Annotated in this window: 15 protein-coding genes; 10 read left to right on the forward strand and 5 right to left on the reverse strand. The window is 46.2% G+C overall.

Going from position 1 to position 19,997, the window contains the following annotated elements:
* Positions 1–228 precede the first annotated feature (228 nt).
* On the forward strand, positions 229–972 hold the full coding sequence (locus AC0VYE_RS04340) for an IclR family transcriptional regulator (protein WP_076271916.1): 744 nt from the start codon (positions 229–231) through the stop codon (positions 970–972).
* A gap of 1,620 nt (positions 973–2,592) precedes the next feature.
* Here the strand turns inward: AC0VYE_RS04340 and acnA are convergent.
* A complete protein-coding gene (gene acnA / locus AC0VYE_RS04345) occupies positions 2,593–5,304 on the reverse strand; it encodes an aconitate hydratase AcnA (protein ID WP_475446279.1) in 2,712 nt (903 codons plus the stop codon).
* Between the two features lie 509 nt (positions 5,305–5,813).
* Between acnA and AC0VYE_RS04350 the strand changes: the two genes are divergently transcribed.
* The 6 genes from AC0VYE_RS04350 to AC0VYE_RS04375 all read left to right on the forward strand — a co-directional run bounded on the left by AC0VYE_RS04350 (position 5,814) and on the right by AC0VYE_RS04375 (position 12,320).
* A complete protein-coding gene (locus AC0VYE_RS04350; protein WP_083682766.1) occupies positions 5,814–7,133 on the forward strand; it encodes an amidase domain-containing protein in 1,320 nt (439 codons plus the stop codon).
* Positions 7,134–7,156: 23 nt separating this feature from the next.
* On the forward strand, positions 7,157–8,278 hold the full coding sequence (locus AC0VYE_RS04355) for a D-alanine--D-alanine ligase (protein WP_475446281.1): 1,122 nt from the start codon (positions 7,157–7,159) through the stop codon (positions 8,276–8,278).
* An 819-nt stretch (positions 8,279–9,097) separates the two neighbouring features.
* Complete coding sequence (locus AC0VYE_RS04360; protein WP_054026471.1) at positions 9,098–9,415, forward strand: hypothetical protein; 318 nt, start codon at positions 9,098–9,100, stop codon at positions 9,413–9,415.
* A 3-nt stretch (positions 9,416–9,418) separates the two neighbouring features.
* Complete coding sequence (uvsE, locus tag AC0VYE_RS04365; protein ID WP_475446283.1) at positions 9,419–10,441, forward strand: UV DNA damage repair endonuclease UvsE; 1,023 nt, start codon at positions 9,419–9,421, stop codon at positions 10,439–10,441.
* Positions 10,442–10,540: 99 nt separating this feature from the next.
* Entirely contained in the window at positions 10,541–11,359 is an 819-nt protein-coding gene (locus tag AC0VYE_RS04370; RefSeq protein ID WP_339206881.1) for a sulfite exporter TauE/SafE family protein, read from the forward strand.
* A 106-nt stretch (positions 11,360–11,465) separates the two neighbouring features.
* Positions 11,466–12,320 (forward strand): inositol monophosphatase family protein, encoded by an 855-nt coding sequence (locus AC0VYE_RS04375; RefSeq protein ID WP_076271143.1) that lies wholly within the window; start codon positions 11,466–11,468, stop codon positions 12,318–12,320.
* A gap of 88 nt (positions 12,321–12,408) precedes the next feature.
* Here AC0VYE_RS04375 and AC0VYE_RS04380 read toward each other — a convergent pair whose 3' ends face one another.
* Both AC0VYE_RS04380 and AC0VYE_RS04385 read right to left on the reverse strand, forming a co-directional pair.
* On the reverse strand, positions 12,409–13,323 hold the full coding sequence (locus AC0VYE_RS04380) for an NAD(P)/FAD-dependent oxidoreductase (protein WP_475446285.1): 915 nt from the start codon (positions 13,321–13,323) through the stop codon (positions 12,409–12,411).
* 60 nt (positions 13,324–13,383) lie between these two features.
* Positions 13,384–13,869 (reverse strand): RrF2 family transcriptional regulator, encoded by a 486-nt coding sequence (locus tag AC0VYE_RS04385; protein ID WP_076271141.1) that lies wholly within the window; start codon positions 13,867–13,869, stop codon positions 13,384–13,386.
* Positions 13,870–14,054: 185 nt separating this feature from the next.
* On the opposite strand from AC0VYE_RS04385, the gene AC0VYE_RS04390 reads away from it, so the two are divergent.
* Positions 14,055–15,212, forward strand: a complete 1,158-nt coding sequence (locus tag AC0VYE_RS04390) for a PQQ-dependent sugar dehydrogenase (protein WP_475446287.1) — start codon at positions 14,055–14,057, stop codon at positions 15,210–15,212.
* 57 nt (positions 15,213–15,269) lie between these two features.
* On the opposite strand, the gene AC0VYE_RS04395 is transcribed toward AC0VYE_RS04390, so the two are convergent.
* Both AC0VYE_RS04395 and AC0VYE_RS04400 read right to left on the reverse strand, forming a co-directional pair.
* Complete coding sequence (locus AC0VYE_RS04395; protein WP_076271140.1) at positions 15,270–16,580, reverse strand: glutamate-1-semialdehyde 2,1-aminomutase; 1,311 nt, start codon at positions 16,578–16,580, stop codon at positions 15,270–15,272.
* Positions 16,581–16,717: 137 nt separating this feature from the next.
* The gene (locus tag AC0VYE_RS04400; RefSeq protein WP_372239033.1) at positions 16,718–17,803 is read right to left on the reverse strand and encodes an LCP family protein; all 1,086 of its coding nucleotides are present in this window, start codon (positions 17,801–17,803) and stop codon (positions 16,718–16,720) included.
* Between the two features lie 374 nt (positions 17,804–18,177).
* On the opposite strand from AC0VYE_RS04400, the gene AC0VYE_RS04405 reads away from it, so the two are divergent.
* Both AC0VYE_RS04405 and AC0VYE_RS04410 read left to right on the forward strand, forming a co-directional pair.
* Entirely contained in the window at positions 18,178–19,203 is a 1,026-nt protein-coding gene (locus tag AC0VYE_RS04405) for an ABC transporter ATP-binding protein (protein ID WP_076271139.1), read from the forward strand.
* Positions 19,200–19,994 (forward strand): ABC transporter permease, encoded by a 795-nt coding sequence (locus AC0VYE_RS04410; protein ID WP_076271138.1) that lies wholly within the window; start codon positions 19,200–19,202, stop codon positions 19,992–19,994. The genes AC0VYE_RS04405 and AC0VYE_RS04410 overlap by 4 nt, the downstream gene beginning before the upstream one ends.
* Positions 19,995–19,997 lie beyond the last annotated feature (3 nt).

Genomic DNA, 19,997 nt, shown 5'->3' on the forward strand with positions numbered 1-19,997 from the left:
CCGTCCATTAGACTCATATATTCGGATCGTTGTAAGCGCTTTTCTTATCTAGTACTTTTATCGTAGTCCGGTCCTATAAGCCTGTCAATTGTTGTCGAGGTAATGTTAATCATTTGTAATATTACTGTAATGTAAACAACTGTTCTTTACGATAATGGAAGCGATGAGTTATACTGAATGAGAATCGGTTTCATTGGATGAAACTTTTGGAGAGGGAGCTGTGGCTGCATGGAAGATGGAAAATCGACGGTTCGAGCAGTGGATCGGGCGCTTGATATATTGCTGTGTTTTATTTCAAAAACAGACTGGGCAATGACTGAGATTGCCGAACAGGTTGGCCTGCACAAAAGCACGGTGCACCGGATGCTCGCCACGCTCGAAGAGAAAGGCTTCATCGAGCGCGATCGCTCGACAGACCGATATCATTTGGGTTTAAAAATGTGGGAGCTGTCAGCCCATTTATCACGTTCAGATGATCAAGCAACAATATGGCTGCCTGAGATGGAGCGTTTACGCGACCAGCTGGGCGAGACCGTTAGCATATACGTAAGAGACGGCTCTGAGCGGATTCGTATGCAGGCCGTACAAAGCAATCAACCCGTTAGGCGGGTAGCGCCTGTAGGCGTGAGACTGCCGCTTTATGCAGGTGCATCGAGCAAGGTGCTAATCGCTTATTCAGATCCGATCGTACAGGAAAGCATTTTTGGAGATCCAGCTTGGCTGTACTCTCTGGATCTGGATCAATACAAGCAGCAGCTCGAAGAGATTTGTATGCAGGGATATGCCACAAGCTTCGAGGAACGCGAACCGGGAGCAGCGGCGCTTTCTGCGCCTATCTTTAACCGTACCGGCAAGCTCGCTGCTGCATTATCCGTGTCGGGTCCTGCCAGCAGGATGACGATGGATACGATGAGGGAATACGCCCCGGTCATGATGGAGTCCGCCAAACGGATGGGTACGATGATTCTATAGTCATAAAAGAAACAGCAGGTATGAGGTGATCCTCGGGCCTGCTGTTTTTGTTTTAAACACATTAGGGTTGTTGGGTAGTGTAGCCCGTTTTAAGTTACGCCTTTGCTGGGATGTTGCGTTGCTTAGCGAGTGGTTGCTGCATCTAGGATTTAAACAAGCAGCTAAGCTATGTTCCACGAATGATTGGAGCATATGAATCTCAGGATTAAGTCATCTAATCGGTGGGAGTGGAAGCTCCTGTGTATTGCTTTTTAGAGAAGGTAACGGACATCAGATACGCTATTTGCTCCTTTTCCTTACTTTTGGGGTAGCTAACGGACATAGGGTACGCTATTGGTCTTAAAAAGGTAGGTTTATGCTCAAAATGGGACAAATAGCGGATCGTATGTCCGTTAAATTTGTTGTGGACGTTATTTGTAGTAAATAACGGATCCTATGTCCGTTAGGTGAGATTTTGTACGATAAAGCGAAGCTATGACACTTCAAGTACAGTTGAGGACTAATGTGATTGTTGTAGCTGCGCGCCTGCTTTGGATGGGGTACGTGGCTAGATTGCTGGTTGTAATTTATTCAAACTCATAATGAGCATTTGAAGTAAAAGAAGGGTGGAATTAGGAGCTTGAGTAACCAAACTTGCTGTAACGGTCATCAGATACGTTATTTGCTTCGAATCCTCCCTTTTGGGGCGGCTAACGGACATAGGGTACGTTATTGGGCTTAAAAAGGTAGGTTTATGCTCGAAATGGGACAAATAGCGGATCGTATGTCCGTTAAATTTGTTGTGGACGTTATTTGTAGTAAATAACGGATCCTATGTCCGTTAAGATGAGCATTATGGGAAATAGCGAAGATATGACGCTTCAAGTGCGTAGAGGACTAATTTGATTGTGATAGTTATGTGCATGCTCCGGGTGGGGGGATCGTGGCAGGGTGCTGGCTGTAATTTGGTTCAAACTCAAGCTACAGGACTAACAACGTGATAGCCGCGCGCCTGCTTTGGGTGGGGGTACGTGGCTAGATTGCTGGCTGTAATTTATTCAAACTCATAATGAGCGTTCGAAGTAAAAGAAGGTTGGAATTAGAAGATTGAGTAACCAAACTTGCTGTAACGGACATCAGATACGCTATTTGCTCCTTTTCCTTACTTTTGGGGTAGCTAACGGACATAGGGTACGTTATTGGGCTTAAAAAGGTAGATTTATGCTCGAAATGGGACAAATAGCGAATCGTATGTCCGTTAAATTTGTTGTGGACGTTATTTGTAATAAATAACGGATTCTATGTCCGTTAGGTGAGGTTTTGTACGATAAAGCGAAGCTATGACACTTCAAGTACAGTTGAGGACTAATGTGATTGTTGTAGCGGCGCTCCTGCACTCGGAGGGAGCCTGACTAAGGTGTTGCCTGTAATCTAGCTCAAACTCATAAGGAGTGTGTGAGAGAAGATAGGAGGAACTGGAACCACGAGCCAAGCATAGGCGGCGGAAATTGTTCCAGCGTACAGTGACAAGTAACAGTTAGCAAATAACAAGAAGCAAGTAACAACGCTATTGCTTAAAACAAACGAAAAAAGAGCTTTGCCGACGAATCGGCAAAGCTCTTTTTGATACTGCGCAGATTATTACATGTTAGCGATCATTTGACGAAGTACAGTTTGCAGGATACCGCCGTTGCGATAGTAATCAACGTCAACTACCGAGTCAAGACGTACAATTGCTGGGAAGTCGAATGTCGTGCCGTCTTCGCGAGTAGCCGTAACGGTAACTTGCGAACCTGGAGTAACGTCATTTGACAAGCCAACGATGTCGAATGTTTCGCGGCCAGTGATGTTAAGCGTCTTCCAGCCTTGGCCTTCTGGGAATTGGAGTGGCAATACGCCCATACCAACCAGATTGGAGCGGTGAATACGCTCGAAGCTTTCAGCGATAACAGCTTTGACGCCTAGTAGGAATGTACCTTTTGCAGCCCAGTCACGCGAGCTACCAGTACCGTATTCTTTACCAGCAAGAACGACAAGGTTTTTGCCTTCGTTTTGATATTTCATCGATGCATCGTAGATCGACATTACTTCATCCGTTGGAAGGTAAGTCGTTACGCCGCCCTCTGTACCTGGAGCCACTTGGTTACGAATACGAATGTTCGCAAACGTACCGCGCATCATAACTTCATGGTTACCACGACGTGAGCCGTAAGAGTTGAAGTCTTCGCGTTTAACGCCGTTTTCGATCAAGTATTGACCGCCTGGGCTGTTAACTGTGATGTTACCAGCAGGTGAGATATGATCTGTTGTTACGGAATCGCCCATAAGAGCAAGTACGTTTGCTGTATGGATATCTTTGATATCAGAAAGCTCGGAGCTTAGGTTTTCGAAGAACGGCGGGTTTTGGATGTAAGTTGATTTTGCATCCCACTCGTAGCTTTCGCCCTTAGGTACCGAAATTGCGTTCCAACGCTCATTTTGTGTAAATACGTTTTCGTATTTATCACGGAACATTTGCGGGTTAAGCGCAGCTGTCATTGCGTCGTTGATTTCTTGCGACGTTGGCCAGATATCTTTTAGGAATACAGGCTTGTTGTCTTCAGTGTAACCAATTGGATCAGTTGTCAAATCGATGTTAGTCGTTCCAGCAAGCGCATAAGCGATAACTAGTGGCGGAGAAGCCAGGTAGTTTGCTTTTACTTGTGCGTGGACACGGCCTTCAAAGTTACGGTTACCGGAAAGTACAGCAGATACGGTCATGTCATTGTCGATGATCGCTTTGCTTACTTCGTCTGGAAGTGGACCGGAGTTACCGATACAAGTCGCACAGCCGTAACCAGCAACGTGGAAGCCAAGTGCTTCAAGCGGCTCGATTAGGTTTGCTTTTGTCAAATATTCCGTAACAACGAGCGAGCCCGGTGTTAGGGAGCTTTTTACATAAGCAGGTTTCTTAAGTCCAAGTGCTACTGCTTTCTTAGCAACTAGACCAGCGCCAACCATTACGCTTGGGTTCGAAGTGTTCGTACAGCTTGTAATAGCTGCGATAACGACTGCGCCAGTACCCATTTGGCTAACTTGGCCATCATTATGGTTAACAGTAACGAACTGCTCGATTTTCTCATCGGACAGACCGTAGCCGCCTTTGTCAATCGGTGTGCGGATGATGCTATTGAAGGATTCCTTCATTGCAGTAAGCTCCACGCGGTCTTGAGGACGTTTCGGGCCTGCAAGGGAAGGAACGATTGTCGAAAGATCAAGCTCAACCACATCCGAGAATACTGGATCTGGAGTCTCGTCAGTACGGAACATGTCTTGCGCTTTGTAGTAAGAGCCAACAAGCTCAATAAGATCCTCATTGCGGCCAGTTTGGCGCAAGTAGCTAAGAGTCTCGTTATCAACAGGGAAGAAGCCGATTGTAGCGCCATATTCTGGTGCCATGTTGGCAACTGTTGCACGGTCAGCAAGGCTGATGTTCGATAGACCAGGGCCGAAGAACTCAACAAATTTACCAACAACGCCTTTTTTACGCAAAATTTGAGTAACCGTAAGCGCAAGGTCAGTTGCTGTTGAACCTTCTGCAAGTTTGCCTGTCAATTTGAAGCCGATAACTTCTGGCATTACAAAGTAAAGCGGTTGACCAAGCATACCAGCCTCAGCCTCGATACCGCCAACGCCCCAGCCTACTACGCCTAGACCGTTGATCATCGTAGTGTGGGAATCCGTACCTACGAGGGAATCAGGGAATACGACGGTTTCGCCGTCTACTGTTTTTGTAGCTGCAACAGATGCAAGGTACTCCAAGTTAACTTGGTGAACGATACCTGTACCTGGTGGAACCGCGCGGAAGTTATCAAATGCTGTTTGTGCCCAGCGAAGGAAACGGTAACGCTCTTCGTTGCGCTCAAATTCAACTTTAGTATTGTATTCAAGTGCTTCAGGTGAACCAAATGCATCAACCATGATCGAGTGGTCAATTACAAGGTCAACTGGTACGAGCGGGTTGATTTTTTTCGGATCTCCGCCTGCTTTTTTCACAGTGTCGCGCATTGCAGCAAGGTCAACGACAACCGGTACGCCTGTGAAATCCTGCAAAACGATACGAGCAGGGATGAAAGGAATTTCTTTATCTTCGCGTCCGTCAGCCCATGTAGCAAGCTGCTTTACATGTTCAGGGGTAATGGCGCGTCCGTCAAATTGACGAACAGCAGCCTCAAGCAATACTTTAATTGAAAAAGGAAGCTTGGAAATATCGCCTAGTCCTTGCTCTTCAAGTCCGCCTAGACGGTAGTAAGCATAAGACTTGCCGCCAGCGTCGAGCGTTGTGCGAACTGAATAATGATTTTGTGTAGACATCGTCATTCTCCTTTTAACTGTAGTCTGAGTTTCATTCTGTGAAACACTATTTCATAATTTCTATATCTATAGTATATCGTTAAAATAGTCCTTCCGTAAAGTCCAATTATGTCTTTATGCGCTTGGAAATGGCATTGAAAATGATCCTCAATGAATGTTACATGAAATGGCAGAGTGCCTCATATAATGAAGCAGTTAATCAGCGACAGGTTTAGCCCCGAAATACTTGATGACGTTCTCATGCCATAAAGGCAAGCTGTAGCAGCATAGGCTTGAAATATAAGATTGCTAACGAGAAGGTCAATCCAAAAACTTATATTTCATCGTGAAACGGCGGCCATGAAGCATTAAGGGAAAAGCGGCAACCTTTTACATTTGAAATGTAAGTTCGGTTAAGTTGGATTTCTATCCCAAAAGCTTATATTTCAACGCTAACCAGTTAGCCTCAACAAATGAGATGCTGCAGCCGTTTACGCTTGCACTCACGATAAGGTCAAGGAGGGATTGCTATGCCGCGAACAGGCAACAGGGGGCCAGGAACTCAGGGCCAAAAGCATAACCAAACATCATCCAAACCATCAGCTTCTCAGCGCAAGTCACAGCAGAAAGTTGTAACGCATGCCATCCAGAAGCAGCCGTCGCCTTCTGGGTTGCAAGCGGAGCGAAATGCTGCAATCGGCGATCAAGCACTGCAAAATCAAAAAAGAGCAAATCAGGAAGAACAGCCAGTAAAACAACAAACGTCAAAGTTAAACTCGCTGCTTCGTTCCTCTGATTACGATCCGCACGATCAGCAAGGGAAGCTGCAAGGTTGGAAAGCTGCTGTTCATCGCTATATTAGCTTGTACAATCAAGCCGAAGCGAATCAGCATGCGGCTGTGCTGACCGATTACGTTACGGACCGCGATCATTGTGACCGCCTAAGATTCAGGCTTGAGCGTCTTCGTGAACGCGATTTGCTTAGAGGCGCGCTTCCCGCAGGAAGCGAAACAAAAGCAGAACTCATACGCGTCAACGAATCATCAAGCGAGGTCTCCGTGCTGATTCGTCTCCACATCAAAAGAAGAATGGAGCAGTCTGGGCGTTTTTACATGGAAGAAAGATCTGAATTCGAGCGTCTTTGGTTAGGGCTCGCAGGTCACTCATGGAATGTTCTTCGTGTTGAGCCAATTATATCGGAACGAAGACCGCGTTATGGCACAGCAGTAGACAATTGGATGACCGTCGATGATTACTCGGAGCTATTTGGCGAACAATCTTCACCATCAACACCATACTTAAATTATGACCTATTACAGCAATTCAAACACAGACCATCTGGTATTCGTTACAGGAGAGATTTGGTTGCTGCGTATGCGGATCGTTGGTGGAATGAGGGGAACCCAGCGTATGAGCTTTTTGAGGTGAATTGTACCAATTACGTGTCGCAGTGCATCTTTGCAGGCAATGCTCCGATGAACTATACTGGTAAGAGAGAAACGGGCTGGTGGTATAAGGGCCGAAATAAGGGCAGTGAATGGTGGAGCTACAGCTGGGCGGTATCGAATGCGATAACCAACTATTTAACTGGTTCAAAGACCTCAGGCTTGCGTGCAGAGGTCGTGCAATCTGCGGATGAGCTGCAGCTTGGAGATGTCATTACGTATGACTGGAATGGTGATCATCGCTTTCAGCACAGCACAATCGTTACTGCCTTTGACTCGTTCGGTATGCCGCTAGTGAATGCGAATACCGTTTCCAGCAGGCATCGTTATTGGGATTATCGTGATTCCTATGCATGGACGGAACAAACGAAATATCGTTTTTTTCATATTGCAGATCTATTATAAATTATTGTACCGGAGGATATGCCATGGGGAGCAAGGTTAGAGTAGGTTTAGTTTACGGGGGGAAATCGGGAGAGCATGAGGTCTCTTTGCAAACGGCTTACGCAGTAATGGGTGAATTTGACTACAGCAAATATGAAATCAAACCTTTTTATATTACGAAGCAAGGCGAATGGAAAACGGGAGCCGTTTTGCATAACCGTCCAAGCAGTGTAGAAGATCTACGCAACACAACAGATGAGGCTGAGGATAATGGCTTTGCTCTTGCTCCATTATTTCAAGGCTTGAATAGAAGCTCAAAAATGGCTGGCGATGAGCCGCGCATTGATGTGATTTTTCCTTTGCTGCACGGAACATTTGGTGAAGATGGTACCATTCAAGGGCTGTTCGAAATGGCGAACATTCCTTACGTCGGAGCGGGTGTTCTCGCTTCTGCCGTTGGGATGGACAAGATTCTAATGAAAAAAGTATTTGCGCAAGAAGGCTTGCCGCAATGCGTTTTCCGGTACTTCAACCGTACACAGTGGGAAAGAGACGCATCTTTCTTCATCATGGAATGCGAGGTTTCACTCGGCTATCCATGCTTTATTAAGCCAGCCAACCTAGGTTCTAGTGTAGGCGTATCCAAAGCGAAAAATCGTGAAGAGCTTATTAATGCCATCAACTATGCGTTCCGTTTTGACCGCAAGGTTATTGTTGAAGAGTTCGTGGATGCCCGCGAGATCGAAGTAAGCGTACTTGGCAATGATGATGCCAAAGCATCCTTACCTGGCGAGATTGCGCCTTCTAACGAATTTTACGACTACAAAGCCAAATACATCGATGGAAAATCGACTATGCAGATTCCGGCTCATTTGTCGCCTGAGCTTACAGAATCCGTTCGCGAAATGGCCGTTCGTGCATTTCAATCCATTGATGGCTCGGGATTATCGCGCGTAGACTTTTTCCTTCGCAAAAGCGACAATCAACTATTTATCAACGAAGTCAACACATTGCCTGGTTTCACGCCTATCAGTATGTATCCGCTTATGTGGAAAGAAACCGGCATTCCATATAAAGAATTGTTAGACACCTTAATTTCCTTAGCTCTTTCCCGCCACGCGGAGAAGCAGCGGATTGATTTTACAGGTGAAGCATCACAATCGTAAGATACATTTCTAACGATCTCTAACTTGTTATTTTTTCTATAACTTTCTTAACTTTCTATAACTGTTTGTACACATATGAAAAAAAGATATGGGGAAAAATTTCTTTTATTATTTACTTTGGGGCTTCAATCTTTATCTTTGCATCCAAGGTAAACAGGTAAAAGATCTTTTTTCCTTCTTAAAATGGACAAGTTGTTTCTTTAATGCCATGCCCTAAAAGTAAAGCGTGTCCCGCAGGGACGAAAGCGATCCCCCTGAAATGTAGAAAGCTCGCGCAGTGTAACTCCTAGGGTAGTCCAATTGCGGGTGTCCAGAGGGTGCAACCCTTGGGGCCCTCCCTTGGAAGGGAGGGTTTGGGTGGGTTCGAAAAGTTTGTGAAGCTCGGAAAGTTCGAAAGGCTTGCATTGTTCGTTAAGATTGAATAGCGTAAAGGTTAAAAAAAGTTTAAAGGGTTAAAGGTTTATTCTTTAAACGCACCAAAAGTAAAGCGTGTCCCGCAGGGACGAAAGCGATCCCCCGCAAAAGTAGAAAGCGCGCGCAGTGTAACTCTTAGGTTAGTTCAGTTGCGGGTGTCCAGAGGGTGCAACCCTTGGGGCCCTCCCTTGGAAGGGAGGGTTTGGGTGGGTTCGAAAAGCTTGAAAAGGATTTAAGGGTTTGATATTAATGTTTTAAAGGTTTGATATTAATGTTTTAAAGGTTTGATATTAATGTTTTAAAGGTTTGACATTAAGGTTTAAAGATTTGAAATAAGCCTTTAAAGGTTTGGTAGTAAGCCCTTTGAAGGCACGGTAGAAATTTCACTGAAAGGAGGGAAACAATATGGGTTTTGCAACTGAGTTTAATTCTGTGTGCAAATTTAAGTCCGAACAAGAGCTCTATGAATTGTTGGAGTATGGTCGGGGCAAAATGGTCAAGAGCGGCTTTCGCGTATTTCCAACTGGCCAAAAGGTGATTGCTTATACACCAGCCAATGAAGCGATTGCGATTGTCCGCATTTTAGCTTCTATCGCCGAAATTAATTTTCAAGGCGAAGAAGTGACACAAGTGGAGATGGAGCTCGTGAGAAAATTGACTGAGGAAGAATCAAAAGTTCAAACGGCGCTTGCTTTTGAAATGTTTTTTGGAGAGAGGGCCTAATCGATGATTGTCAGATTAGGTTTTGTTGCAATGAGCTTGCAGGTTGAGAATGCATCGCCTTCGAGAACGATGACGTTTGCGAACTTCTCGAAGCTAAACGACCGCGAGGCAGGGATTCGGAAGCTGGAAAGAATAGCAGAGGAAAATCTGCGCAGTACGCTGCGGATTTTGAAGCATTGCAAAGCCAGCGACATTCAAATGTATCGCTTTTCGTCAAAGCTTATACCCCTTGCTACTCATGAGGACTTATTGGAGTGGAATCCATTTGAAGCACTAGCACCAGCATTTCAGGAAGTTGGCGAGTTCGTGCAGAAGCACGGAATAAGAGTGTCCTTTCATCCGGATCATTTCTGCGTGTTCAGCACGCCTAGACCGGAGGTGCTCGCGAAATCAGAGCTGGATTTGCTCAATCATATTCTTATGCTAGAGGCAATGGGGCTTGATGAAGCGACAAAATGCAATATACATATCGGTGGAGCATATGGCGACAAGGTTGTAGCTGGTGAACGTTTTGTTCGCCAGTTCAGCTCCTTGTCGCCTCGCTTTAAACATCGAATTACGCTTGAAAATGATGATAAAACGTTCAATGTCAAGGAAACGCTAGAGGCGGCTGAGCAGGTTGAGGTTCCGATGGTGCTCGACATTCACCATCATGCCGTTAATGCAGGCGACATCTCAGATGACGAATTATATGAGCATTTATGGCCGCGTATTGTTCGAACATGGGATAAAGAGCGAGATCGGCTGGGCCTTGCTGGTACAAGCCAGCTCCCTCCCAAAATTCACGCTTCCAGTCCAAAAAGCTTATCTGACCCGCGTGGTCATGCAGATTATGTAGAAGCAGAGCCGCTTGTACAGTTTTTGCGTCATGCGGCTAGAAATACTGAATATTTGGATTGCATGCTTGAAGCCAAAAGCAAGGATGAGGCTTTGATGAAGCTGATAGAAGACTTAAAGGAACTGGAAGCAAGCGCAGAAGGCATCAAGGTGTTGGATGGCGGCCGCGTAGAAATTACTGCTGATTAGCAGCAAAATAACACCGTCAGGGCTTGCCTTGGCGGTGTTATTATATAGCGGGCGCTTCCGAGTAGATGCATCATTATGTAACTGAAAAGGTGAATTCGCATGGAATGGATACTTCTTGTACTTCTTGGCGTTGTAGCAGCGATGTTTGGCAGTATTGTTGGACTTGGCGGCGGTATCATTATCGTTCCTGTCTTGATGCTCATTGGTCCCACATTAACGGGAGAAGCTATTGGACATGCAACAGCAGTTGGCATATCATTAACGGTATTAGTCGTTACGGCACTTGCATCTACACTGAGCTATGCCAAACGCAAAATCGTTGATTTCCGCAGCGGCTGGATATTTTTTGTGACCAGCGGGCCTGCAGCAATGATTGGCTCCGCGCTTACAGGAAAGCTGCCTGCAGGCGTATTCCAGCTTGTATTTGGTATTTTCATGCTGCTGATGGCATCATTATTAATTGCTCGTGACTACATGAAACCGTTTACGAAGCAGTGGCCAATCGTTCGAACGATGACCGATGCATCAGGCGAGGTGCATACGTACAGCTATGGTATTATTCCTGCACTCGGTATCGGTTTTGGCGTAGGTCTCATGTCTGGCTTATTTGGAATCGGAGGCGGGTCGCTGTTTGTCCCCCTTATGGTGCTGTTATTTCGTTTTCCGCCTCATATGGCGACCGCAACGTCAATGTTCGTTATTTTTTTATCATCCATTCTAGGGAGCGGCATGCACGTTTATCTTGGTGAAACAGATTGGCTGCTCGTGCTTGCATTAGTGCCTGGAGCTTGGATCGGCGGAAAGCTGGGTGCGGCAATTGCTGTGAAAATGAGCGGCAAGGGCTTACTTTGGCTGCTTAGAGTGACGCTGCTTCTGCTTGCGGGACAATTAATCATTGAAGGCTTGCGTTCATTTTGATATGGTTGGAGTATTCATGCGAAACTTGGTAAAAGCATCAAACGTAGTAGACCTTAACATGGATAGAAATGTTCGTGAATTTACATAGAGGGAAGAGTGATGGATCGTGAATGATCAGAACAGTACTTCCGTCGTTGGCGGTAAAAGCTTTACGGCTGTCGCAATTAATTGTGCGTCGAAAGCAGGAGAATGGATTAAGACGAAGCTTGGCAATTTTGCAAGCCTTGATATAAAGTATTCCTCGCATGATCTTGTTACGGAAATTGATAAAGGTTCCGAGCGTTTAATAAAAAATCTAGTGATGACTCATTTTCCCCATCATTCGTTTTTGGGAGAGGAAGGCGTAGAGCCTGGGCCGGAAGCGTCAACGCGTGCGCTGGAGAACATCCGTGACGCTGAATATTTATGGATCGTTGATCCTATTGATGGCACAACGAACTTTGTTCACGGATTTCCTTTTTTCTGTGTATCCATTGCTTTGGCGCATAACGGCGAGGTGATCGTCGGCGTGGTCTATGACCCGATGAAGGATGAATTGTTTGTAGCCGAAAAAGGCAAGGGAGCTTACGTGCACGGAAAACGGATGCAGGTATCCAAGGAGGATACGCTGCGCGGCAGCTTGGTTGCAACAGGTCTTCCGGCCGACCATCATTATGCGCTGCCTTTAAATTTGAAAGGCATTCAAGCAGTTGCCCCGCAGGTTCGAAATCTCCGTATAGCCGGCTCTGCTGCGATGCATATGGCCTATGTAGCGGCAGGACGCTTGAGCGGGTTCTGGGAGATTGGACTGAATAGCTGGGATCTGGCTGCCGGTTCGCTGCTCGTTCAGGAATCGGGCGGTATTGTGACGAGTACAGTTGGCAAGCCTTACGAATTGGGAACGCGAAATATCGTAGCGTCTAATGGACACATTCAGCAGGAGCTTATCTCGGCGCTTGACGAGGCGAAAGCAAGCGAATAAACGCAATAGACAGCGTGTAAACAAACACCAAAAAAGCAGCCAGGCTTATAAATTGCCGAGGCTGCTTTTTTTTATGAATTTGAAAGTATTAAACTCGGCTATTCCAAGCCTCTGCAAGCAGCTCGCTGTTAATGCCCACAGCAGCCAAGGATCCCATCGAAGCAGCCGTAATGGCTTGATACAGCTCCGTCGCTGCATCGCCAGCGCCATAGATACCTGGAATGTTTGTTTTCCCAAATATATCAACAAAAACAGTCCCTGCTTCAGTGACCTTGCAGCCTAATGTTTGCGGCAAGTCTGAGCCTGCAGCAAGCTTTGGTGCAAAGAAAATTCCTGTACACGGAACAATAGTACCGTCCTCCAGCACAATTTGCTTCACCATGCCATCGCTAGATTCAATACGCAGGATAGGTGAGTTAAAGGTAGGAACGTTATGCAGCTTAAGCTCCTCACGCTGCTCATCGGTCCATTCATCAGGACCATCGGTACAAATGGTAATTTGGCTTGTCCAACCAGACAGCATTTTGGCAGAGTGCAGCGCTCTATCGCCTTTGACAATCAAGACTAGCGGTTGGTCTCTTAATTCCCAGCCATCACAATAAGGGCAGACGAAGGCGCTTTTGCCATATACTTCAGACAGTCCATTAATATCGAGAGGGATGTCTTTCATTCCTGCTGCAAATAGCAGCTTTTTGCTTTGATAGATTTGTCCTTGTGCGGTCGTAATTTGAAAATGGCCATCGGTTCCAGTGATCGACACTGCAGCATCCTCTACAAAATGAACCGTAGGATATGCGCTAATCTGCTCCTTCGCGACTCGTCGAAACTCGCCTGGACTAATGCCGTCTCTGGTAAGAAAACCGTGAGTTTCGCGAGTAACTCGGTTGCGCGGACGCCCTTCATCAATAACAACTACGCTTTTTCTTGCTCTGCCTAGTACAAGTGCAGCACTCAAGCCTGCAGGTCCCCCGCCAATAATTGCTGCATCGATCATTTGTTCCATGTTAAACATCCTCTCGAATGGCTAATTTTATTTTTACGCAGAAAGAGTAGTGAGGCTTGTTTATTTCACGGTTTGTGTTAATGGATTGAAGGCAGCAGAGTCTACCACCCACTGGATCGTATGCTGCTGAAGGTACTGCTGCATATGACGTTCAGCACCAATCATCACTTTTTTTACAAGACATCCCTTATTTTCTGAATGGTCAGTGGACTCAAGCTCTAAATCTTCAGCTTCAAAAAATAAATGATGATGCTGATCGTCAATATTAAAGCACTCATATAGAGGCTGTCGTCCCTCAATAACTTGAATGACATCAAAAAATGTAATTTGATCTGCAGCTCTAGCAAGCTCGTAGCCGCCGCTTGCACCCGTCACAGCACGTACGATGCCGTCCTGGCGTAGTTTGGACATAATCTTGGATAAGTAGCTCTCTGAAACTCCGAGAGAAGAAGATAAATCTTTAATACCTATGTTCTGACCGCGCTCAGCATGGGCTAAGTGAATTAAAGCATGAAGTGCATAACCGATACTTTTTGAATATTGCATAGGGTACACTCACCCTCCTTTAGTACTTGTAATTACTCATTATGGATCCACAATGTCCATTATAGACAACGTGAATCCGTAATGCAATGGTGTAATACAAATATGTAAATTTGCAAGGATTTACAATGTGTTTTGTCGAATGAAATAGCATGAAAGTACTGGAGATAAGCCAGGAGGAGTGAGCGATGGTGACAGTGAAAAAACGAATTGTTGCGATGATGATGACAACATTATGTTTAGGCATGCTGGTTGCATGCGAGCCGAATGAAACGTCGTCAACAAATACAAAAGTAAATGAAGCGACGGATAAGCCTGAGAAAACGATGGCAATTGATGAAAGCACTGAGCCGTCAGAGCAAGAAGAGCAAGACGAAGCTTACACCGTACTTGCGAAGGAGCTTCGAGTGCCTTGGGTCATTACTTTTGACGAAGACATTGTTTATATAAGCGAGCGCGAAGGAAATATTGTGAAGGTGGATGGCGATGCGACGACACGTCAAGCGGTTCATTTGCTCAAAAGTGTACATGACCGCGGAGAAGGCGGATTTTTAGGTTTCCTGCTTGCTCCGGATTTCGCTCAGTCTCGAGAGGCCTACGCGTATCATACTTACGAAGAAAATGGTCGTGTAATGAACAGAGTCGTGCTTATTAAACAAAATGGCGGGCAATGGGATGAGGTTAGAGCACTGCTCGAGGGCATTCCTGGTGCTGCGAATCACGATGGCGGACGGCTGGCGATTGGGCCCGACAAGCTGCTTTATGTAACAACAGGAGATGCCCAGCAGCCGGAGCTGGCACAGGATCGTAACAGCCTTGCAGGAAAAATCTTGCGAATGACGTTAGATGGCAAGGTGCCAGCGGACAATCCGTTTTCCGGCTCCTATGTGTATTCTTATGGACACCGCAATCCTCAAGGGCTTGTTTGGAATAGTGAAGGTGCGCTATTTAATACAGAGCATGGCCCTTCGGGAGATCCTGGCGGACATGATGAGATTAATAAAATTGCAGCGGGCGGCAATTACGGCTGGCCTGCGATTTATGGCAGTGCTGCGCAGGAAGGGATGATAACGCCGATTTATCATACCGGCGAAGATGCGATTGCGCCCTCAGGCGCGACAATCGATGAGAACAATCGAATATGGATTGCTACTTTAGTAGGCGAGGCGCTTTATCGCTATGACCCAGCATCCAAAAACATGGAAAGAGTATTCGAAGGTGAAGGAAGACTTCGTGACGTAAAGATAAAGGACGGACGTATTTATGTCATCACGAATAATACCGATGGCCGCGGTAACCCGTCAACATCGGATGATCGATTGCTTATAGTAAAGCAGGTAAAATAAAAAAAGCTCAGGAGCCTATTTCAGCTCCTGAGCTTTTTTTTATGATCTAAACAACTATTACAAGTTAGTGAAAGCATAATTAATGGCTTTAATCGTTTCATCAATGTCTGCCTCGGTATGGGCTGTTGTAAAGAACCAAGCCTCATATTTGGATGGTGCAAGATTGATGCCTTGATCCAGCATGAGCTTGAAAAATCTGCCGAACAGCTCGCCGTCCGTATCCTGCGCTTCATCATAATTCGTAATCGGATGATCGCAGAAATGAGCGGAGAAGGAGCCGCGAATTTGGTTAATTGTGAGCGGGATGCCATGCTGCTTGGCAGCGGCGTGCAGTCCTGTTGCAAGCTTCGTAGCCAGTGCGTTCATTCTATCGTAAATGCCAGGCTCTTGGAGCAGCTCCAAACACGCTATGCCTGCTGAGATCGAGGCAGGATTGCCCGCCATCGTACCAGCTTGATAAGCAGGGCCGAGAGGAGCAACCTGCTCCATAATTTCACGGCGTCCGCCGTATGCACCGATTGGAAGGCCGCCACCGATGATTTTGCCTAATGCGGTTAAATCAGGTTCGATGGCTTGGTGATCAGGGAACGCAACATAGGTCTGTGCTGCTCCGTAATGGAAGCGGAAGGCGCTGATGACCTCGTCGTATATAACTAGCGCTCCAGCTTCGCGAGTGAGCTTGCAAAGCCCTTCTAGGAAGCCTTCATGCGGCATAACCATACCGAAGTTGCCGACAATCGGCTCAACCATAACAGCGGCAGTCTCGTGCCCCCAGCGATCGAGTGCAGCTTTCAGCGCAGGCAGATCATTAAATGGCACGGTGATGACTTCACTAGCGATGCTTGCAGGGACGCCTGCACTGTCTGGAATGCCCAGAGTAGACGGACCAGAGCCTGCTGCGACGAGCACAAGGTCTGAATGGCCATGATAGCAGCCAGCGAATTTAATGATTTTGGATTTCTTTGTATAGGCGCGAGCGACACGAATGGTCGTCATGACGGCCTCTGTACCGGAATTGACGAACCGCACCTTGTCGAGAGATGGGATGGCTTCTTTCAGCATACGAGCAAGCTTAATTTCCAGCTCCGTTGGTGTGCCGTATAGCGTGCCGTTCTGAGCTGCACGAACGATAGCTTCTGTAATATGCGGGTGAGCATGTCCAGTAATAATAGGGCCATAAGCAGCTAAATAGTCGATATAGCGGTTATCATCGACATCCCAGAAATAAGCGCCCTCGCCACGTTTCATAAATACGGGTGCGCCGCCGCCTACCGCTTTGTAACTGCGGGAAGGACTGTTGACGCCGCCAACAATATGCTGCAGCGCTTCTTCATATAGTTTTTCGGAATTTTGTCGCTTTGTTGTCATGGAAAGCAGCCTCCAATGGGATTCATAGTTGTAAGTCAATTTAAACAAGCTGAGAAAGAGTGTTGTATGATGTACAGCAGCGGCGCACCTAGAAACAAAATACACGCAACTTGAAGCGCCGTTGCGTGTACGTATGTTTACTGCTGTTTATTGCTGCTGTCGCTGCCGCTTGGTGTACTGCTTGGCGAAGCAGTAGGTTCTGGAACGGTGTTGTCTTCCTGCAGCGTCGTTTGTACGAAGGAGCGCAGCTCATCTTCATCTCTAATTCCAATAACAGACGCGCCGCCAACCCGATCCTCCGCGATGAGATCCATCGGCGGTATTTGCGTTGTACTGGCCACATGGCTTTTGACGCCAAGCTGACCGAGCTTCAGCATATCGGGCACACTAATGTTTGTTTTCACATAAGGCTGAACGCTTTCAAGAATTTTTTTCATTTGGATAATGTTCCATGTCGATTGAAGCTCTTTGGACACCGCCTGAAGGAAATTTCTCTGACGCTCCGTTCTTGTGAAATCGCTCATCGCATCGTGGCGGAAACGAACGTATTGCAAGGCTTTATCGCCGTCAAGCAGCTGGTAGCCTTTTTTGAGATCAATATCGTAGCGATTACCGTCGGCGTTATCGGTGTAATGCATATCTTTTTCGACATCGAAGTAAATGCCGCCCATTGCGTCAATCAGGCTTTTAAAACCTTCAAAGTCGGTATAAACATAATATTGTATGTCGAGGCCAAGCAGGTCTCCAACCGTTTTCATAGCGAGCGGATATTCTCCTAAAGTAAGTGCTGTATTAATACGGCCTTTCCCATGTCCTTCTATGCTGACGTAAGTGTCGCGAAGAACGGAGAATAGATGTGCTTTCTTGGTTACAGGATCAAAGGATGCAACCAATATGGAGTCTGAACGAGCCGCTTGCCCCTCGTCTAGCCCGCGAGCGTCACCGCCGAGCAGCAATATATTAACGCGCTCTTTGCCTTCCCATTCAGGAATAGGTACTGGCGTTGCTTCAGCATCCTCGATAGGAGCCTTTGTTGGCTCTGGATCACTGAACTTATCAAGCGCACTGTAAACACCTACGCTCCAATAAATAACAAACGCTGCTACCACACCAAGAATGACAGAGAGGCTGATATAGATCCTTTTCCATCTTTTTTTCTTCGCCATTTTAGCAGTCTCATTTTTCGATTCTTCAGTCGTCTCTTTATTCGTCTCTTTAGGCATTTCGTTAGACGTGCTCCTTTCAGATATTGCGGAATCGTTTTGAAACAATGAGGGTAGATTTCAATGTAAGCATGAGCAAAGATGGCATAGCGAATGATCCGCTCCCAAAAAAAGAAGTTAGCAGAGCAGTATACGTTAGAAATATAAGAACGCATAAGTATGAGCCTTATTAACAGCTTATATTTCATCAGCAAACAAAAGCTTCGCTGCACAAGGCAAAGACAGTCGTTTACGCTAGGCGTGAACTAATGTATGATTACATATCATAAAATTATAAAGCTGAACGACATGCAGAAGCAAGTTTTATCGTTTTAAGTAAATAAAGATCGCTATTTCCTAGGAAATGTCGAAGTGGAAGGGGCTATAACAACCAGATGTTAGCAATCGATGTAAAGGATTTACGCAAGCAATTCAGCGTTCAAAAAAACCGAGAAGGCCTATCCGGCGCCCTCAAGGACTTGTTTAAACGCGAGTACAACGAGGTAACGGCGGTAAAGGATATTTCATTTCAAATCCCGCAGGGTGAAATTTGCGGTTATATTGGCGAGAATGGAGCCGGAAAATCGACAACCATCAAAATGTTGACCGGTATTTTGGTACCGACCGCAGGCGAGCTCAAAGTAAATGGCTACGTGCCTTTTAAGGATAGAGAGAAATTCGTTAATGGCATTGGTGTTGTATTCGGACAGCGGTCTCAGCTGTGGTGGGATATAGGCGTTATTGAATCGTTCCAATTACTCCGCAAAGTTTACCGGGTTTCGGAGGCGGATTTCCGCAAACGTCTTGACGAGCTTGTTGAGCGGTTACAGCTTGGCGACTTATTAAATCGTCCTGTACGCAAGCTGAGCCTTGGGCAGCGGATGCGCTGCGAGCTTGTTGCTTCACTCCTTCACAATCCATCCATTCTTTTTCTCGATGAGCCTACAATTGGTCTGGATATCGTTGTGAAGACAGAAATTCGTGATTTCCTGATGCAAATGAATAAGGAACAGGGTACGACAATTTTGCTGACGACTCATGATCTCCAGGATATTGAGGCGCTTTGTTCTCGCGTCATCATGCTCGATGATGGCCGCATTATTTATGATGGCGGACTGGAGGATCTGAAGAGTCGTTGGAGCAAAGGACGCGAAATTCAGTTCCAATTTGCAGGGCATACTGCGCTTGCCAAGCTGCAGCAGTTGACGAGCACACTCGATGTGACATGGACGATGGAGAATGAAGTGAGCGCAAAAATGTGGCTGCCGCATGCCGTTAATGTCTCGGATGCATTGGCATGCGTTGTAGGCGGCGTTGAAATTCGCGACATTAAAATTATCGAAACAAACACCGATGACATCGTTCGAAGCATTTATTCCTCTGGCTCTGCGGCAACAACCAAGGAGACGGTTCAATCATGATGAGCGCTTATATCGACTTTATTCGAATACGGTTTATCATGATGCTTGCGTACCGCGTTAATTATTATAGCGGTATCATTATTTATGCGATTAATATCGGTGCTTATTACTTTCTATGGCAGGCGATTTATGGGGACAAGGAGACGTTGGCCGGTTTCACGGTGACCCAAATGACAACCTACGTTGCGGTATCGTGGATGGCTCGTGCTTTTTACTTCAATAACCTGGACCGCGAGATCGCGAATGAAATAAGGGACGGTAGCGTAGCAGTACAGCTTATTAGACCTTATTCCTATTTAGTCGTAAAAATGATGCAAGGTTTCGGAGAAGGTTTGTTCCGAATGCTGCTCTTCATGGTGCCGGGGATGATTATCGTTTGTTTCTTATTTCCCGTTAAATTACCGACAGATCCGATGACCTGGCTCATTTATTTAGTCATGCTGTTCTTTAGCTTTCTTATCAACTCGCAAATTAATATTTTGACAGGCCTATTCGCATTTTTCGTTGAAAATAACGAAGGCATGATGCGAATGAAACGTGTTATGGTCGATTTGTTTTCTGGCGTAGTTGTGCCGATAGCGTTTTTCCCAGGCTGGCTGTCAGCTATTATGCAGTGGCTGCCATTCCAAGCCATTACGTATTTGCCAAGCTCCGTCTTCACGGGGCGGACGCCTAGCGATCAAATATTGCAGGTGTTTGGCATACAAGTGCTTTGGTTTGTTGGGCTGCTGGTGCCAATCTGGTTAACGTGGCGCGCCGCTCGCAAGCGGTTGTTCGTGCAAGGGGGATAATAA

It is taken from the genome of Pristimantibacillus sp. Z349TD_6 (assembly GCF_056173205.1).

Excerpts from the sequence above, each read along its gene's own strand:
- AC0VYE_RS04400 (WP_372239033.1), bottom strand. The coding sequence starts at position 17,803 with ATGCCTAAAGAGACGAATAAAGAGACGACTGAAGAATCGAAAAATGAG.
- AC0VYE_RS04370 (WP_339206881.1), top strand. The coding sequence starts at position 10,541 with ATGGAATGGATACTTCTTGTACTTCTTGGCGTTGTAGCAGCGATGTTT.
- AC0VYE_RS04390 (WP_475446287.1), top strand. The coding sequence starts at position 14,055 with ATGGTGACAGTGAAAAAACGAATTGTTGCGATGATGATGACAACATTA.
- AC0VYE_RS04340 (WP_076271916.1), top strand. The coding sequence starts at position 229 with ATGGAAGATGGAAAATCGACGGTTCGAGCAGTGGATCGGGCGCTTGAT.
- AC0VYE_RS04350 (WP_083682766.1), top strand. The coding sequence starts at position 5,814 with ATGCCGCGAACAGGCAACAGGGGGCCAGGAACTCAGGGCCAAAAGCAT.
- AC0VYE_RS04355 (WP_475446281.1), top strand. The coding sequence starts at position 7,157 with ATGGGGAGCAAGGTTAGAGTAGGTTTAGTTTACGGGGGGAAATCGGGA.
- uvsE (WP_475446283.1), top strand. The coding sequence starts at position 9,419 with ATGATTGTCAGATTAGGTTTTGTTGCAATGAGCTTGCAGGTTGAGAAT.
- acnA (WP_475446279.1), bottom strand. The coding sequence starts at position 5,304 with ATGTCTACACAAAATCATTATTCAGTTCGCACAACGCTCGACGCTGGC.
- AC0VYE_RS04380 (WP_475446285.1), bottom strand. The coding sequence starts at position 13,323 with ATGGAACAAATGATCGATGCAGCAATTATTGGCGGGGGACCTGCAGGC.
- AC0VYE_RS04395 (WP_076271140.1), bottom strand. The coding sequence starts at position 16,580 with ATGACAACAAAGCGACAAAATTCCGAAAAACTATATGAAGAAGCGCTG.
- AC0VYE_RS04385 (WP_076271141.1), bottom strand. The coding sequence starts at position 13,869 with ATGCAATATTCAAAAAGTATCGGTTATGCACTTCATGCTTTAATTCAC.
- AC0VYE_RS04360 (WP_054026471.1), top strand. The coding sequence starts at position 9,098 with ATGGGTTTTGCAACTGAGTTTAATTCTGTGTGCAAATTTAAGTCCGAA.
- AC0VYE_RS04410 (WP_076271138.1), top strand. The coding sequence starts at position 19,200 with ATGATGAGCGCTTATATCGACTTTATTCGAATACGGTTTATCATGATG.
- AC0VYE_RS04405 (WP_076271139.1), top strand. The coding sequence starts at position 18,178 with ATGTTAGCAATCGATGTAAAGGATTTACGCAAGCAATTCAGCGTTCAA.